General features: G+C 62.3%; 12 protein-coding genes and 1 pseudogene. 8 read left to right on the forward strand and 5 right to left on the reverse strand.

Annotated elements, in window-relative coordinates; genetic code table 11:
* Together ACK1VC_RS28395 and sugE are read left to right on the forward strand one after the other, a co-directional pair.
* Positions 1 to 912 (forward strand): bile acid:sodium symporter family protein (locus ACK1VC_RS28395; RefSeq protein ID WP_449118176.1); only part of this gene is annotated, 912 nt, incomplete at its 5' end.
* A gap of 231 nt (positions 913 to 1,143) precedes the next feature.
* The gene (gene sugE / locus ACK1VC_RS28400) at positions 1,144 to 1,461 is read left to right on the forward strand and encodes a quaternary ammonium compound efflux SMR transporter SugE (RefSeq protein WP_012270979.1); all 318 of its coding nucleotides are present in this window, start codon (positions 1,144 to 1,146) and stop codon (positions 1,459 to 1,461) included.
* Positions 1,462 to 1,471: 10 nt separating this feature from the next.
* Here sugE and ACK1VC_RS28405 read toward each other — a convergent pair whose 3' ends face one another.
* Positions 1,472 to 3,349 (reverse strand): MFS transporter, encoded by a 1,878-nt coding sequence (locus ACK1VC_RS28405; RefSeq protein ID WP_191087346.1) that lies wholly within the window; start codon positions 3,347 to 3,349, stop codon positions 1,472 to 1,474.
* 184 nt (positions 3,350 to 3,533) lie between these two features.
* On the opposite strand from ACK1VC_RS28405, the gene ACK1VC_RS28410 reads away from it, so the two are divergent.
* Together ACK1VC_RS28410 and ACK1VC_RS28415 are read left to right on the forward strand one after the other, a co-directional pair.
* Complete coding sequence (locus tag ACK1VC_RS28410) at positions 3,534 to 4,712, forward strand: MFS transporter (protein ID WP_023048188.1); 1,179 nt, start codon at positions 3,534 to 3,536, stop codon at positions 4,710 to 4,712.
* A 125-nt stretch (positions 4,713 to 4,837) separates the two neighbouring features.
* Positions 4,838 to 8,317 (forward strand): hybrid sensor histidine kinase/response regulator, encoded by a 3,480-nt coding sequence (locus ACK1VC_RS28415; protein ID WP_191087345.1) that lies wholly within the window; start codon positions 4,838 to 4,840, stop codon positions 8,315 to 8,317.
* On the opposite strand, the gene rmuC is transcribed toward ACK1VC_RS28415, so the two are convergent.
* Both rmuC and ACK1VC_RS28425 read right to left on the reverse strand, forming a co-directional pair.
* Entirely contained in the window at positions 8,289 to 9,659 is a 1,371-nt protein-coding gene (gene rmuC, locus ACK1VC_RS28420) for a DNA recombination protein RmuC (RefSeq protein WP_161775563.1), read from the reverse strand. The two genes, ACK1VC_RS28415 and rmuC, sit on opposite strands and share 29 nt — an antisense overlap.
* Before the next feature lie 180 nt (positions 9,660 to 9,839).
* Positions 9,840 to 10,178, reverse strand: a pseudogene (locus tag ACK1VC_RS28425) (sel1 repeat family protein); the annotation flags it as partial.
* Between the two features lie 948 nt (positions 10,179 to 11,126).
* On the opposite strand from ACK1VC_RS28425, the gene ACK1VC_RS28430 reads away from it, so the two are divergent.
* The 3 genes from ACK1VC_RS28430 (at position 11,127) to ACK1VC_RS28440 (ending at position 13,496) form a co-directional block, all read left to right on the forward strand.
* On the forward strand, positions 11,127 to 11,351 hold the full coding sequence (locus ACK1VC_RS28430; protein ID WP_009686213.1) for a hypothetical protein: 225 nt from the start codon (positions 11,127 to 11,129) through the stop codon (positions 11,349 to 11,351).
* Between the two features lie 249 nt (positions 11,352 to 11,600).
* Positions 11,601 to 12,083, forward strand: coding sequence for a hypothetical protein (locus tag ACK1VC_RS28435; RefSeq protein ID WP_016485293.1), 483 nt, complete (start codon positions 11,601 to 11,603; stop codon positions 12,081 to 12,083).
* Between the two features lie 147 nt (positions 12,084 to 12,230).
* Entirely contained in the window at positions 12,231 to 13,496 is a 1,266-nt protein-coding gene (locus ACK1VC_RS28440; protein WP_023048965.1) for an OmpP1/FadL family transporter, read from the forward strand.
* A 42-nt stretch (positions 13,497 to 13,538) separates the two neighbouring features.
* On the opposite strand, the gene ACK1VC_RS28445 is transcribed toward ACK1VC_RS28440, so the two are convergent.
* Positions 13,539 to 14,468: a LysR family transcriptional regulator gene (locus tag ACK1VC_RS28445; protein ID WP_016485291.1), complete on the reverse strand. Its 930-nt coding sequence runs from the start codon at positions 14,466 to 14,468 to the stop codon at positions 13,539 to 13,541.
* A 115-nt stretch (positions 14,469 to 14,583) separates the two neighbouring features.
* On the opposite strand from ACK1VC_RS28445, the gene ACK1VC_RS28450 reads away from it, so the two are divergent.
* Positions 14,584 to 14,844, forward strand: a complete 261-nt coding sequence (locus ACK1VC_RS28450) for a DUF2798 domain-containing protein (protein WP_016485290.1) — start codon at positions 14,584 to 14,586, stop codon at positions 14,842 to 14,844.
* Here the strand turns inward: ACK1VC_RS28450 and ACK1VC_RS28455 are convergent.
* A complete protein-coding gene (locus tag ACK1VC_RS28455; protein WP_191087919.1) occupies positions 14,825 to 15,019 on the reverse strand; it encodes a hypothetical protein in 195 nt (64 codons plus the stop codon). The two genes, ACK1VC_RS28450 and ACK1VC_RS28455, sit on opposite strands and share 20 nt — an antisense overlap.
* Between the last annotated feature and the right edge of the window lie 219 nt (positions 15,020 to 15,238).

The raw sequence follows: 15,238 nt of genomic DNA on the forward strand, positions 1-15,238 counted from the left end.
GTGCTGGTGTTTGCCGTGCTGGCCTTTCTGCAACCGCAATGGTTCATCGCCCTGAAGGTCGCCATTGTGCCGCTGCTGGGGCTGGTGATGTTCGGCATGGGGCTCACCCTCAAGCTCGACGACTTCGCCGCCCTCGCCCGCCAGCCGTGGCGGGTGATGCTGGGGGTCGTCGCGCACTTCGTGATCATGCCCGGCATGGCCTGGCTGCTGTGCCAGCTGTTCCACCTGCCGCCGGAAATTGCCGTGGGCGTGATCCTGGTCGGCTGCTGCCCGAGCGGCACGGCATCCAACGTGATGGTGTGGCTGTCCCGCGGAGACCTGGCGCTGGCAGTAGCGATCGCGGCAGTAACCACCCTGCTGGCACCGCTGCTGACCCCGGCGCTGATCTGGTTCCTGGCGTCGGCCTGGTTGCCGGTGTCCTTCATGGACATGTTCTGGTCGATCTTGCAGTTGGTGATGCTGCCGATCGTGCTCGGCGTGCTGGCCCAGCGCCTGCTCGGTGCCCGGGTTCAGGCGGCGGTGCAGGTACTGCCGCTGGTGTCGGTGGTGAGCATTGTGATGATCGTGTGCGCGGTGGTGGCTGCCAGCCAAGCGAAAATCGCCGAGTCGGGGCTGCTGATCATGGCGGTGGTGATGCTGCACAACAGCTTCGGCTATTTGCTGGGGTACCTGACCGGCAAGCTGTGCAAACTGCCGCTGGCCCAGCGCAAGTCGCTGGCGCTGGAGGTGGGCATGCAGAACTCCGGGCTGGGGGCGGCACTGGCGGCGGCGCACTTTTCGCCACTGGCGGCGGTGCCGAGTGCTTTGTTCAGCGTTTGGCACAATATTTCCGGGGCGTTGTTGTCGACCTGGTTCCGGCGCATGGATGAGCCTGAGACTGAGGCTGAAGGGATCGAACCGGCCAAGCATTGATGTCTGCCTGTGCGGGCCTCTTCGCGGGTACACCCGCTCCCACAGGTGCTGCGCAAGGCTTGATACCTATACGGTCCCTGTGGGAGCGGGTTTACCCGCGAAGAGGCCGGCACAGGCTTGCCCTGAAACCTGCAGGTGTGCACCATAGTGCCCACGGTGAGGACGGCCTCACGACGCACCGCGTGACCATTCCGGGGACGGCCCCATCATTTAAACGATGGAGACACTCACATGTCCTGGATCATCCTGTTCTTCGCCGGCCTCTTCGAGGTCGGCTGGGCCGTGGGCCTGAAATACACGGACGGCTTCAGTAAACCGATTCCCACCGTACTCACGGTCGGCGCCATGGTCATCAGCCTGGGCTTGCTCGGCCTGGCCATGAAAGAACTGCCGCTGGGCACCGCCTATGCCATCTGGACCGGTGTTGGCGCAGTCGGCACTGTCATCGCCGGGATCATCCTGTTCGGCGAGTCCATGGCCTTGGTACGTCTGGTCAGTGTGGCGCTGATCGTCTGCGGCCTTGTCGGCCTGAAAGTCAGCGCCAGCTGACCCTGCCTGGCTAGCGCAGGTCACCGCGCAGGCGGCTGACCTGCTCGCGCAACAGCTCAGGCTGCGCTGCCTCCACCGGGATGGCAGCGCCCGCCACAATGGTTACCCGCGACCACAGGCGCCTGAAAAAGCCCTTGGCCGGGTCACGGCTGAAGAAACTGCCCCACAACCCCTGCAAAGCCAGCGGAATCACCGGCACCGGCGTTTCTTCGAGGATGCGCTTGACGCCGCCTTTGAACACATCGATCTCGCCATCGCCGGTCAACTTGCCCTCCGGGAAGATGCACACCAGCTCACCAGCAGCCAGGTACCCGGCAATGCGTGCGAAGGCCCGCTCGTAGGTGGCGGGGTCTTCACTGCGCCCGGCAATCGGGATGGCGCCTGCGGTGCGGAACACGAAGTTGAGCACTGGCAGGTTGTAGATCTTGTAATACATCACAAAGCGGATCGGCCGGCGGATTGCTCCGCCCAGCAGCAATGCATCAACGAACGACACGTGGTTGCACACCAGCAGCGCCGCGCCTTCGTCGGGGATGCGCTCAAGGTCGCGGTGCTGCACGCGGTACATCGAATGGCTGAGCAGCCAGATCAGGAAGCGCATGGTGAACTCGGGCACGATCCTGAAGATGTAGGCGTTGACCGCGATATTAAGCAGCGACACCACCAGGAACAGCTGCGGGATGCTCAGCTCGGCAATCCCCATCAGGATGATGGTAAGCACCGCCGACACCACCATGAACAAGGCATTGAGGATGTTGTTGGCCGCAATCACCCGGGCGCGCTGGTCTTCGGCCGTGCGGGCCTGAATCAGCGCATACAGCGGCACAATGTAGAAGCCACCGAACACGCCCAGGCCGACGATCGACAGCAGAATCCACCAGGCCTGGCCCATGCCCAGCAGCGCCAGCCAGTCGTGCGGCGCCGCTGCAACCGGCACATCGCCGGAGTGCCACCACCAAAGCAGGCCGAACAGGGTCAAGCCGAACGAGCCGAACGGCACCAGGCCGATCTCCACCTTGCGCCCGCTAAGCCGTTCGCATAGCAACGAACCCAAGGCGATGCCCACCGAGAACAGCGTCAGCACCAAGGTCACCACCGTGCCATCGCCGTGCAGCCAGTCCTTGGCATAGGCCGGGATCTGCGTGAGGTAGATGGCCCCGACAAACCAGAACCACGAGTTACCCACGATCGAGCGCGACACAGCGGGCGGCTGCCCCAGGCCCATGCGCAGAATTGCCCACGACTGCCTGAAGATGTTCCAGTCCAGCGCCATGTTCGGCGAGGCGGCAGCGGCCCGCGGGATCCAGCGGCTGGCCAGGTAGCCGAGCACCGCAGTGCCGACCACACCGCAGGCCACTACCGTGGCATAGCTGTCGGCCGACATCATGACCCCGGCACCGATGGTGCCGGCAAGGATGGCGAGGAACGTGCCGGTTTCCACCAGCCCGTTGCCGCCGACCAACTCCTGCTCGCGCAGGGCCTGCGGCAGGATCGAGTACTTCACCGGGCCGAACAGCGCCGAGTGGGTTCCCATGCCGAACAGCGCCACCAGCATCAGCGCCAGGTGGTTGGTGATGAAACCGAGCGCACCGATTGCCATGATGACGATCTCGGCCAGCTTGATCGCACGGATAAGCGCGTCCTTGGCGAACTTCTCACCGAACTGCCCGCCCAGCGCAGAGAACAGAAAGAACGGCAGAATGAACAGCAAGGCGCACAGGTTGACCCAGATCGAACGGTCACCGTCGCCAAGGCTGAGCTTGAACAGGATCGCGAGGATCAGCGATTGTTTGAACAGGTTGTCGTTGAAGGCACCCAGCGACTGGGTGATGAAAAACGGCAGGAAGCGCCGCTTGCCGAGCAAGGTGAATTGCGAGGAGTGACTCATCGTCCTTGGTCCTGAGGGCTTTTCAATTGGAGGCGCGCCGGGCACGTCAGGCCACAAATCTGCATGGCAAATGCCTTGGCTGGCAAGCCTACACGCTTTTTGCAGAAGCAGCCCGGGCACTCCTGCCGAGGCCACATGTGGCTTATGCTTGTGCCCGGCAAACCAGAACAACAAGGACGTGGTAATGCTAGCTGCCCTGAAACGCTACCCGCACACCGTACGCCTGCTGCTGCTGACCACGTTCACCCTCACTGTCGCCCGCGCCCTCACCCTGCCCTACCTGGTGGTGTACCTGGCCGACAACTTCCAGCTGCCGATCAGCCAGATCGGCCTGCTGATCGGTGGCGCGCTGATCATCGCCTCGCTGCTGAGCCTGTATGGTGGCCACCTGGTCGACACCGTGCGCAACCACACGCTGGTCAGCGCCAGCACCCTGCTGTTCGCCCTGGCCTTCGTCGCCGCGGTCGTCAGTGAATCGGCACTGTTGTTCTTTTTGTGCCTGGTGCTGATCAACCTGGCGCTTGCAGTGGTCGACATCGCCGCCAAGGCAGGCTTCTGTGCCTTGCTGCCAGTGGAAGCGCGGGCCGAGGTGTTCGCCATCAAGTACACCCTCAGCAACGTCGGCTACGCCGCCGGCCCGCTGCTGGGGGTCGCCATGCTGGAACTGGACGACCACATGCCGTTCATCGCCTCGGCCCTGCTAGGCCTGGGCATGTGCCTGGCCTACTGGCGCCTTGGCGACCGTGACCTGCAGGCGAGCGCACCGGACAAGCCTGCGGCCGGCTTCGGCCAGGTGGCGCTGGGGCTGGCGCGTGACCGCCGGCTGGTGTATTTCACCTTGGGCGGGGTGCTCAGCGCGGTGGTGTTCGGCCAATTCACCGCCTACCTGTCGCAGTACCTGGTGGTCACCAGCAGCCCGACGGAGGCGGCGCGGCTGGTCGGCTACCTGGTCACCACCAACGCAGTGACGGTGATCGCCCTGCAGTACCTGATTGGCCGGCGCATCAGCCGCCAGCACCTGATGCCCTGGTTGCTGGCCGGCATGGCCCTGTTCATCGCCGGGCTGCTGGGCTTTTCGCTGGCAGGCTCGGTGCTGGCGTGGTGCCTGGCGATGCTGGTGTTCACCCTGGGCGAGATCATCGTGATCCCTGCCGAATACATGTTCATCGACCTGATCGCGCCGGAGCACTTGCGCGGGGTGTATTACGGCGCGCAGAACCTGTCCAACCTCGGGGCGGCGCTGGGGCCGGTGATGGTGGGGTTTGCGCTGGTGCACCTTTGGCCGGGGGCAATTTTCTACCTGCTGGTGTTGTCGGTGTTGCTGGCGGGGGTGTTTTACGGGTTGGGCACCCGAAAAAAATGATGTTTTGTTTCAGATCAATCGCGAGCAAGCTCTCGCCTACAACCATGGTCTGCGCTGACGAAGCGGCACCTGCGTGCCAGACTGGTTGATCGGGACCGCGTTATCTTTTTTGCTTCGGAGTTTTCATGTCGTTGTCCAGCGGGCTGATCGCCGTGGTCGCCCTGGCCTATATGGCCGTCATGTTCGCCATCGCCTTTTACGGCGACCGCCGCAGCACGCCGTTGCCGCCGAAGCTGCGTGCCTGGGTGTACAGTTTGTCGCTGGCCGTTTACTGCACCAGCTGGACCTTCTTCGGCGCCGTCGGCCAGGCCGCCGAACAGCTTTGGGCATTCCTGCCGATCTACCTGGGCCCGGTGCTGCTGCTGATCTTCGCGCCCTGGGTGCTGCAGAAGATGGTGCTGATCAGCAAACAGCAGAACATTACCTCAATCGCCGACTTCATCGCCGCACGCTATGGTAAGTCGCAAACCCTGGCGGTGGTGGTGGCGCTGATCTGCCTGGTCGGCGTGTTGCCGTACATTGCCCTGCAGCTCAAAGGCATCGTGCTGGGGGTCAACCTGCTGATCGGTGCCAACGCGGACGCCACCGGCACCCGCGTGCAGGATACCGCGCTGGTGGTGTCCCTGGTGCTGGCACTGTTCGCCATCGTGTTCGGCACCCGCAGCCTGGACGTGACCGAACACCACCGTGGCATGGTGCTGGCGATTGCCTTCGAATCGCTGATCAAGTTGCTGGCCTTCCTGGCCGTGGGTATTTTCGTCGTCTTCAACCTGTATGACGGCTTCGACGACCTGTTCAGCCAGGCACGCCAGTCGATCCACTTGCAGGACTATTGGCAAGAAACCGTCAACTGGCCGTCGATGGTGGTGCAAACCGCGGTGGCGATGATGGCGATCATCTGCCTGCCCCGGCAGTTCCACGTCACCGTGGTAGAGAACATCGAACCCCAGGACATGCGCCTGGCGCGCTGGGTGTTTCCGATGTACCTGGCGCTGGCCGCGCTGTTCGTGGTGCCGATTGCCCTGGCCGGGCAGATGCTGCTGCCGGGCACGGTGATTTCCGACTCGTTCGTCATCAGCCTGCCGTTGGCCGAGGCGCACCCGAGCCTGGCCCTGCTGGCGTTCATTGGCGGCGCTTCGGCAGCCACCGGCATGGTCATCGTCGAGGCGGTGGCGCTGTCGACCATGGTCTCCAACGACATGTTGCTGCCCTGGCTGCTGCGCCGCAACAACGCCGAGCGGCCGTTCGAGGCCTTCCGCCACTGGATGCTCTCGGTGCGCCGGGTAACCATTGTGGTGATCCTGCTGCTGGCCTACGTCAGCTATCGCCTGCTGGGCTCTACCGCCAGCCTGGCGACCATCGGCCAGATCGCCTTTGCCGCCGTCACCCAGCTCACCCCGGCCATGCTCGGCGCGCTGTACTGGAAGCAGGCCAACCGCCGCGGCGTGTTCGCCGGCCTCGCGGCAGGCATCTTCCTGTGGTTCTACACCTTGGTGCTGCCGATTGCCGCGCATAGCCTGGGCTGGCCGCTGCAGCTGTTCCCGGGGCTGGCCTGGCTGCATGGCAACCCACTGGGCCTGCCAATAAGCCCGCTGACACAAGGGGTGGTGCTTTCCCTGGCGGGCAACTTCACCCTGTTCGCCTGGGTCTCGGTACTGTCGCGTACACGAGTTTCCGAACACTGGCAAGCCGGCCGCTTCATCGGCCAGCAGACCAGCGCCCGCCCCAGCAGCAAGCCATTGCTGGCGGTGCAGATCGACGACCTGCTGACCCTGGCGTCGCGTTTTGTTGGCGAGGAGCGCGCCCGGCAGAGCTTCATCCGCTTCGCCTACCGCCAGGGCAAGGGCTTCAACCCCAACCAGAATGCCGACGGCGACTGGATCGAGCACACCGAGCGCCTACTGGCCGGGGTGCTCGGAACCTCGTCGACCCGCGCCGTGGTCAAGGCGGCCATCGAAGGCCGCGACATGCAGCTGGAAGACGTGGTACGCATCGCCGACGAAGCCAGCGAGGTACTGCAGTTCAACCGCGCGTTGCTGCAGGGCGCCATCGAAAACATCAACCAGGGCATCAGCGTGGTCGACCAGAACCTGCACCTGGTGGCCTGGAACCGTCGCTACCTGGAGCTGTTCAACTACCCCGACGGGCTGATCAGCGTGGGCCGGCCGATTGCCGACATCATCCGCTACAACGCCGAGCGTGGCCTGTGCGGCCCGGGCGAAGCACAGGTGCATGTGGCGCGGCGCCTGCACTGGATGCGCCAAGGCCGCGCGCATTCTTCCGAACGGCTGTTCCCCAATGGCCGGGTGATCGAGCTGATCGGTAACCCGATGCCGGGGGGCGGCTTCGTCATGAGTTTCACCGACATCACCCCGTTCCGTGAGGCCGAGCAGGCCCTGCGCGATGCCAACGAAGGCCTGGAACAACGGGTGGCCGAGCGCACCCACGAACTGTCGCAACTGAACCAGGCGTTGTCCGAAGCCAAGAGCCAGGCCGAAGCGGTAAGCAAGTCCAAGACCCGTTTCCTGGCGGCGGTCAGCCATGACCTGATGCAACCCCTGAACGCCGCTCGGCTGTTCTCCGCCGCCTTGTCGCAGCAGGCCGAGGGCATGAACGAAGAGGCCCAGCAATTGGTACAGCACATGGACAGTTCGCTGCGCTCGGCCGAAGAGCTGATCAGCGACCTGCTGGACATCTCGCGCCTTGAAAACGGCAAGATCACCCCTGACGCCAAGCCCTTCGCCCTCAACGAACTGTTCGACACGCTGGGTGCCGAGTTCAAGGTACTGGCGGCCGAGAAAGGCCTGGAGTTCCGCCTGCGTGGCAGCCGGCTGCGGGTAGACAGCGACATGAAGCTGTTGCGTCGGGTACTGCAGAACTTCCTTACCAATGCCCTGCGCTACGGCAAGAGCCCGATCCTGCTGGGCGCGCGCCGCCAGGGCGAGCGGCTGTGGCTGGAGGTGTGGGACCGTGGCCCGGGCATCGCCGACGACAAGCTGCAAGTGATCTTCCAGGAGTTCAAGCGCCTGGACAGCCACCAGACACGCGCCGAAAAAGGCCTGGGCCTGGGCCTGGCGATTGCCGACGGCCTGTGCCGGGTGCTGGGGCACCCGCTGCAAGTGCGCTCGTGGCCGGGCAAGGGCACGGTGTTCCGCGTCAGCGTGCCGATTGCCCGCCAGGCCGCCCCGGCGCCAAGCGCCCCCGCAGAACAACAGGGCGGCCAGCCACTGGCGGGGCTGCAAGTGCTGTGCGTGGACAACGAAGACAGCATCCTGATTGGCATGAACAGCCTGCTCAGCCGCTGGGGCTGCCAGGTATGGACCGCGCGCAACCAGGCCGAATGCGAAGCCCTGCTGGCCAAGGGCATGCGCCCCCATCTGGCGCTGGTGGACTACCACCTGGATGACGGCGAGACCGGTACCGGGCTGATGGGCTGGCTACGTGCGCGCCTGGGCGAGCCGGTGCCAGGCGTGGTGATCAGCGCCGACGGCAGCAAGGAAACCATCGCCATGGTGCATGCCTCAGGCCTGGATTACCTGGCCAAACCGGTCAAGCCGGCGGCCCTGCGCGCCATGCTCAACCGCCATCTGAGCCAGGTTCAGTAACCGCTGCATCCGGCACCTCATCGGACAGCGCCCGCTCCAGCAAGTCTGCCGGCAGGCTCTTGCTGGCGCGGGCGCCCAGCAGCTTCAGCTGTTCGCTGCGGCTGACCAGGTTGCCGCGCCCCTCGCACAGTTTGTTACGGGCCGCCGCATAGGCCTTGTCCACCTGCTGCAGCCGGCTGCCAAGCTCATCCAGGTCCTGGATGAACAGCACGAACTTGTCGTACAGCCAGCCGGCGCGCTCGGCAATTTCCCGGGCATTCTGGCCCTGTCGCTCCTGTTTCCACAGGCTGTCGATCACCCGCAAGGTAGCCAGCAGGGTGGTGGGGCTGACGATCACGATATGCCGGTCGAAGGCTTCCTGGAACAGGTTCGGCTCGGCCTGCAAGGCCGCAGAGAAGGCCGCCTCGATGGGCACGAACAGCAGCACGAAATCCAGGCTGTGCAGGCCTTCGAGGCGGTTGTAGTCCTTGCTCGACAAACCTTTGACGTGGCTGCGCAGCGACTGGACATGCTGCTTGAGCGCGGCCTCATCATTGCTGGCGACAAACTGCTGGTACGCCGTGAGGCTGACCTTGGCATCCACCACCACCTGTTTGTCGCCGGGTAACATGATCAGCACATCGGGCTGGAAACGCTCGCCGTCGGCGCTCTTGAGGCTGACTTGGGTCTGGTATTCACGGCCTTTTTCCAGGCCGGCATGCTCCAGCACCCGCTCAAGGATCAGCTCGCCCCAGTTGCCTTGGGTTTTCTGGCCTTTCAGAGCCTGGGTCAGGTTGTTGGCTTCGTCGGACAGGCGCAGGTTGAGCTGTTGCAGGCGCTCAAGCTCTTTGCCCAGGGAAAAACGTTCGCGGGCTTCCTGCTGATAGCTTTCTTCCACGCGTTTTTCAAAAGACTGGATGCGCTCCTTGAGCGGGTCGAGCAACTGGCCCAGATGCTGCTGGCTGGTCTGGGCGAAGCGTTGCTCGCGCTCGTCGAAGATTTTGGTGGCCATGTCGGCAAACTGGGCGCGCAGGGTGTCGCGGGCTTCCTGCAGGTCTTCCAGGCGCTGCTGATGGCTTTCCTGCTGCTCACGCAGTTCGGCCTCCAGACGCGCTGCCTGCGCCTCCAGGCGCCGCAACTCGGCTTCACGGTTGGCGCGCTCCAGGCTCCAGGCGTGGGCCGCGTCACGGGCGTTGTCGCGGTCAATCTGCAGCAACTCCAGTTCGCGGCCTTGGGCGGCCATCTGAGCCTGCTTGACGGTATTGGCTTCGCTGAGGTCGCTGACTTCGTCGCGGCTGGCCTCCAGCTGGGCCTGCAGGCCAGCCAGGGTCAGTTGTGCTGCGTTGAAGCGCTCTTCGAGCAAGGCCTGCTCGCTTTGCCGTGCACCCTGGCGGCGCTGCACCTGCATGACCCACACCAGGCAAGGTAAAGCACCTGCCACCAAGCCCAGCAGAATGCTGCCCAGATCCACTGTCATGCTTACCCCGATCACGCTGTTGCAAATTGAGTGCAGCTTATCAGCCCGGGGCTTGTCGGAGCATTACTTCGCCTGGTCCGGTGCGTTGTTCTGGCACAGCCGCGCATACTCCAGCTGTGCTCGCCGATCACCGGCGCGGGCAGCCTGGCGCAGCAGTTCATGGCCAATACGCCGGTCGCGGGCATTGCCGCAATCGCGGCACAGCATCTGCCCCAAACGGCTCTGTGCCACCACCACGCCCTGACGCGCCGGCTGTTTCAGCAGCCGCCCGGCCAAGTGTTTGACCTGCCGCTTGTCGCCCAGGCGCGGGCTGTCGAGCAGCCACAAGGCAACTTTCAAGGAAAAGCGTTCGGGAAGAGGCGTCGATGCAGCGGGGCTGGTGAGGTGTTTACCGCGAAACTTCATGAGCAACAGGCTTGGTAACTCGAAAGGCGCGCCACTCTACTCTTTTTTTTCCGCCATGACCTGTCGATTTCTGAAGGATTGAAAAAAAATTTCAATGATCTTTTCTTGACGTTTTCCAGTCGATGACCAACTGGTCTGTCGGGGCATGTCGATTGTCGGACAGTTGGTTGCAATGCTGGCACGCCCGTTCTAGAGCAAGCGCCCGGGACAATCCACAGTTCCTGTGGATAACTCGGTGGACAACCCCCTTGCACACCCCGCAAAGCCCCGTAAATTGGGGCTTTGTCTCAAACTGACGATTTTTTCACCAGCTAAAAATAGTGTTTTTTTTCATTGACTTAACCGCCCAGTCAAGGCATTGGCGAGGCTGTTGAGGCGTGTTGCCGGCTTGTTACAACCGCTGACCCGAATGTGAACAAGTGCACCATTAATCGTCATTGTCGTGCACGAAATGGGCACATCAGCCTGGATACGGGCCGTTTGCCCCTCTTCACAGCAATGCGATTACGCGCCATACTGCGCGGCTCACCTGAACAAACGTAGGGCTTGCCAAGCGCCAATCTTTCCAGTAAGGTGCCCCTCGTTAGTACCAAGCTGAAAGTCAATTCGGGCCACATCGTCCTTGCAGACCCACTCCCCCCAAGAGTGCGCTGCTGAAACCAGGACGGCCCATTCGATGATTCACTTCGCCAGCCTCAGGCTGCTCAAGCACGAATCACGTGACAGATTGATCAGGATTCCACCCGACGGCCTAGAACCTTGGCCCCGGAGTGCTGCCTGCCTTCCGAAGTACCTACCAGTCAGCCCAAGCGCCCACATTTGATTGCGCTCCCTCTGGCTGCCCTGTTCCAGTCAGGTTCGTTCGTCCCTTAATAATGGCGTCACTGGAACGTTTCTATCATGCACGGATCATATCCCCCGTGTTTAAAGCAGGAACCTCCAACAATTATGCAAACTCATCATCAGATTCAGGCTGCCATTGGCACCCTCTCCCAGGCCTTCTCGCCGTTGAAGTGCCTTATCGTTGCCCCACGCAAGGGCAGCTTCAGCTTTACCCTGGTAGACGAACACGGCGTCGCCTGCCACACCGAGCGCCTGTACCCTGAACAGTACAGCCGGAACGAACCGCTGCAGGCGGTCATCGCCCGGACTCGTCAATCGCTCACCGCGTGAGCGGCGAATACCGTGGTATTCAAGCGCTGAATCGGCCTGTTGTAAGCCTGCCTGAACGTTCTTGGCGTAATTGCCTCAGGGCATATAGCCCGGGACGTCAGGCAGCAATCGATTTAAAAACAGCTCTTTACACCACGATTATCACACTACACTTCAACTCGAGCGGTGCTTACCGCTTCCGGCGGGCCTGATCTTTCACCAGCTGCCAAGCTCCAGCGCCCGTCCGGCCCTTAATTGCTCGAGGGCATCATGGGTATTGCGGCGAATGAATTGTGTCAGTATGTGATCCGACCCACCCTGGTCTACCTGAACCGTCACTGCGCCAGCGCCGAAGCCTTGTTGCTGGGCATAGCCGCCAGCCAGTCGGCACTCGGGTCAGCTTTGCATGACCGGCGCGGGCACGGCCTTTACCGCATTGGCGAACACCGTCACCGGGCACTCTGGGACGAATATCTGGCCCGCGACCCCGACCTGGCCAGCCTTGTACGCGGCCTGGCCAGCCAGCACGCCTTCCTGGGCGGTCCGCATCTGGAACTCACCGTCAACCTGCGCTATTCCACTGCAATTGCCTGGATGCTGGTCGAAGAGCAGGGCACGCCACTGCCCGCAGCTGACGACCTGTTAGCGCTGGCGCGGATCTGGCGGCAGATTTTCCATCCCCAAGGTCGCTTGCGCGACTTCACCCATGCCTGGCACACCTGCATAGATCAGAAATTGCCACAAGCATCTTAAGAAGCGTCCTACAACATTACCGGAAAAAAGGGAATTTTGGTCGGATTGTCCTACAAAAGCGCTCTATCTTCAGCGATTGCCGCTATAGCGCAGCGCGTGATTTGTTGGTAGCTTTTCGCCCCGGAGATCCCAAGGAGTTTTCTAATAATGAAAAAAGTAATGCTCAAAACCTCCCTCGGCGTAGCGGTTGCAATTGCTTCCAGCCAACTGCTCGCCAGCGGCTTCGCGCTCAACGAACAGAGCATCAGCAGCATGGGGACAGGTTTCGCGGGACGTTCTTCTTCTGCCGATGATGCCAGCACCGTGTTTGGCAACCCGGCCGGCATGTCCCGCCTCAAACGCGAACAGGCTACCGTGGGCGCCGCCGCCGTTATCGCCAAGTCCGATATCTCGGGCCGTGGCAGCAACCTCGGGGGGGAAACCGATGGTGACATGGTGCCTTTCGTTGGCGTACCCATGGGTTACTACGTCAAGCCGATCGATGACCACTGGAGCGTCGGCTTCGGTGTCTACGTACCGTTCGGCCTGGTAACCGACTATGGCAGCGATGATGCCGCGCGCTACTGGGGCAAAAAGAGCCACGTACAGGTTGTCACGTTCCAGCCGACGGTCAGCTATGCCTTCAACGACAAGGTCTCGATCGGTTTTGGCCCGACCATCAACCGCATCGAAGGGGAACTGGGCTCGAGCCTGATCAACCCGTTCACGCCGGGCCGTAATGACGGAGAAGTGAAAATCAAGGGTGACGATACCGCCGTTGGCTACAACATCGGCATCCTGGTGCAGGCCACCGACCGTACCCGCGTCGGCCTCACCTATCACTCGATGGTCGACTACAAGCTCGAGGGCAAGACCCGCGTCAGCACCCCGCTGATCGGGCCGTTCAACGGCAGCAAGTTCGACGCAACGCTGAAGATCAAGACGCCGGAATCGGTCGACCTCTCGGTGACCCATGAACTGGACGATCAGTGGACCCTGTATGCAGGCAGCACCTGGACCCGCTGGAGCCGCCTGAAAGACATCACCGTGCAGAACGATGTCCCGGCGCCACTGGCAGGTTCGGCGTTCCAGACCATCACCGAAGAACAGAACTGGCATGACACCTGGGCCCACGCCATTGGTGCGTCGTACAAGGTCAACAAGGAGTGGGTGCTGCGCACTGGCTTCACCGTCGACCAATCGCCGACCAACAACCACGACCGTTCGCCACGTATCCCGACTGGCGACCGCAAGGTGTTCAGCCTGGGTGCCGGCTGGAGCCCGAACGACGACATGACCATCGACGTGGCCTATTCCTACCTGTGGGAGGAAGACACCAAGGTCAATCAGGTGAGCGCAACCAAAGGCAGCTACCAGGCCAAGTACGAGAACAGCGCCCACGGTATCGGTGCCTCCCTCACCTACCGCTTCTGATCCGTACGTACCCTCTGAAAAACCGCCCTCGTGGCGGTTTTTTCATGCCTGTACCTGCCAACTGTCCCCAAGGCACTCGCGCAGATAATCCGTGAACACACGCACTTTCGCGGTCATGGCAAAACGGTCGGCCAGGCACAGGTAGATATCCATCGGTTCGGTCTGGGCGTAGGCTTGGCCACTGTCGCTGTACTCGAACAACGGTACCAGTGCACCGCTGGCCAGATGCGGTCGCACAATGAACTCAGCCAGGCGGGTGATGCCGCCATCGTGCAGCGCCATCTGAGTCAGTGCGTCGATGTCGTCGCTGATCAGCACGCTGCCGAACTCCGCTTCAAAACGCAGCCCGTCGCGCATAAAGCCCCAGCGTAAAAACCGCCCATCCACCGGGTAGCGGAACACAAGGCAGCGGTGATCGCGCAATGCCTCGGGCGAACCCGGCACCCCAGCGCTTTGCAAATAACCGGGCGAGGCGCAGCAAATGAACGGGATACGGGCTATGTGCCGAGCCAACAGCTGGTCTTCCAGTTGCGGGGCAATGCGCAGGCTCACATCGACGTCTTCACGGGCGTGGTTTACCCGCCGATCAGTCGTTACCAACTCTATCGAAAGCAGTGGATAGCGGCGACTGAATGCGGGGATGAGTGGCGCCAGCACGTGGCGGCCAAAAGCGGACGTCGAGGCAATGCAAAGACGCCCTTGGGGTTCACTGTCTGGCGTAGTGACGGCCTGCTCGGCCAGAGCCAGGTCACGTTCGATATGCCTGACACGCTCGTAATACTGCGTACCCGCCGGCGTTAGCGCCATGCTGCGGGTGGTACGACTGAGCAGGCGCACCTGCAGATGGCCCTCCAGGCGTGCCAGGTTCTGGCTGACCGCTGCCGGGCTAAGGCCCAGGCTACGGGCGCCGCCGGCGATGCTGCCGGCCTCCACCACTTTGATGAAGCTGCGGATGGCGTTGAGCAGGTCCATGCGTGAGCTCTCGGATTCGTAAGAATCTCTTTATAAAGAACTCAGTAAAGCTGGTCTACAGCTGCGGCCGGGCGGGTTGCTAACCTGCGGCTCCACTCACCTTTCAGGAGTTCACATGAGCAACCTGTCCCAGTCGCGCAGCCGACGCAAATTGCACCCGGGTGCTACGCCTTACGTTTTTGCCTTTTTCATGTCGTCGATCATGGCGCTACTGATGTGCTTCGTGATCACTGCGGCGAATGCCGGGGTTACTGCGCAGTACCTGAGCAATGTGCTGAAGGCCTATCAACTGGCGATGCCTGTGGCGTTCGTTTGTGTGCTGATGGTCAGGCCGGTGGTTGTGCGGTTGGTGGCGATTACGGTGCATGCAAAGTGAAGTAACCCAAAGCCGAGCTCCGGCTCTTGCTCTTGCTCTTGCTCTTGCTCTTGCTCTTGCTCTTGCTCTTGCTCTTGCTCTTGCTCTTGATCTTGATCTTGATCTTGATCTTGATCTTGATCTTCGCGACTTCAGGAGGCCGAACGCAGGCCTTGCGGAGGGAGGTGACGGGCATGGATGCCCGTCAAGCGCTGGGCCCCAGGATGGGGCCTGCAGCGCGGTCCTCCCGGGAGCGAGGCCGCAGTGAGGGAACCCCGGAGCGCAGCGTAGGGGCCGGATGATGGGAGCGCAGCGTTTTTTGGTTACTTTTTGTCGCGCCTGACAAAAAGTGACTCGCCGTAAGGGCGAAAAGGTGAGTTAGTGTCGCCATCGCAAATGGCCTATGCGCGAGCTA

The sequence above is a fragment of the Pseudomonas sp. XP2 genome (assembly GCF_053557975.1).

Bases quoted from the DNA above. Each gene is read 5' to 3' on its own strand.
- sugE (WP_012270979.1), top strand. From the start codon at position 1,144: ATGTCCTGGATCATCCTGTTCTTCGCCGGCCTCTTCGAGGTCGGCTGG.
- ACK1VC_RS28405 (WP_191087346.1), bottom strand. From the start codon at position 3,349: ATGAGTCACTCCTCGCAATTCACCTTGCTCGGCAAGCGGCGCTTCCTG.
- ACK1VC_RS28410 (WP_023048188.1), top strand. From the start codon at position 3,534: ATGCTAGCTGCCCTGAAACGCTACCCGCACACCGTACGCCTGCTGCTG.
- ACK1VC_RS28415 (WP_191087345.1), top strand. From the start codon at position 4,838: ATGTCGTTGTCCAGCGGGCTGATCGCCGTGGTCGCCCTGGCCTATATG.
- ACK1VC_RS28430 (WP_009686213.1), top strand. From the start codon at position 11,127: ATGCAAACTCATCATCAGATTCAGGCTGCCATTGGCACCCTCTCCCAG.
- ACK1VC_RS28435 (WP_016485293.1), top strand. From the start codon at position 11,601: ATGGGTATTGCGGCGAATGAATTGTGTCAGTATGTGATCCGACCCACC.
- ACK1VC_RS28440 (WP_023048965.1), top strand. From the start codon at position 12,231: ATGAAAAAAGTAATGCTCAAAACCTCCCTCGGCGTAGCGGTTGCAATT.
- ACK1VC_RS28445 (WP_016485291.1), bottom strand. From the start codon at position 14,468: ATGGACCTGCTCAACGCCATCCGCAGCTTCATCAAAGTGGTGGAGGCC.
- ACK1VC_RS28450 (WP_016485290.1), top strand. From the start codon at position 14,584: ATGAGCAACCTGTCCCAGTCGCGCAGCCGACGCAAATTGCACCCGGGT.
- ACK1VC_RS28455 (WP_191087919.1), bottom strand. From the start codon at position 15,019: ATGCCCGTCACCTCCCTCCGCAAGGCCTGCGTTCGGCCTCCTGAAGTC.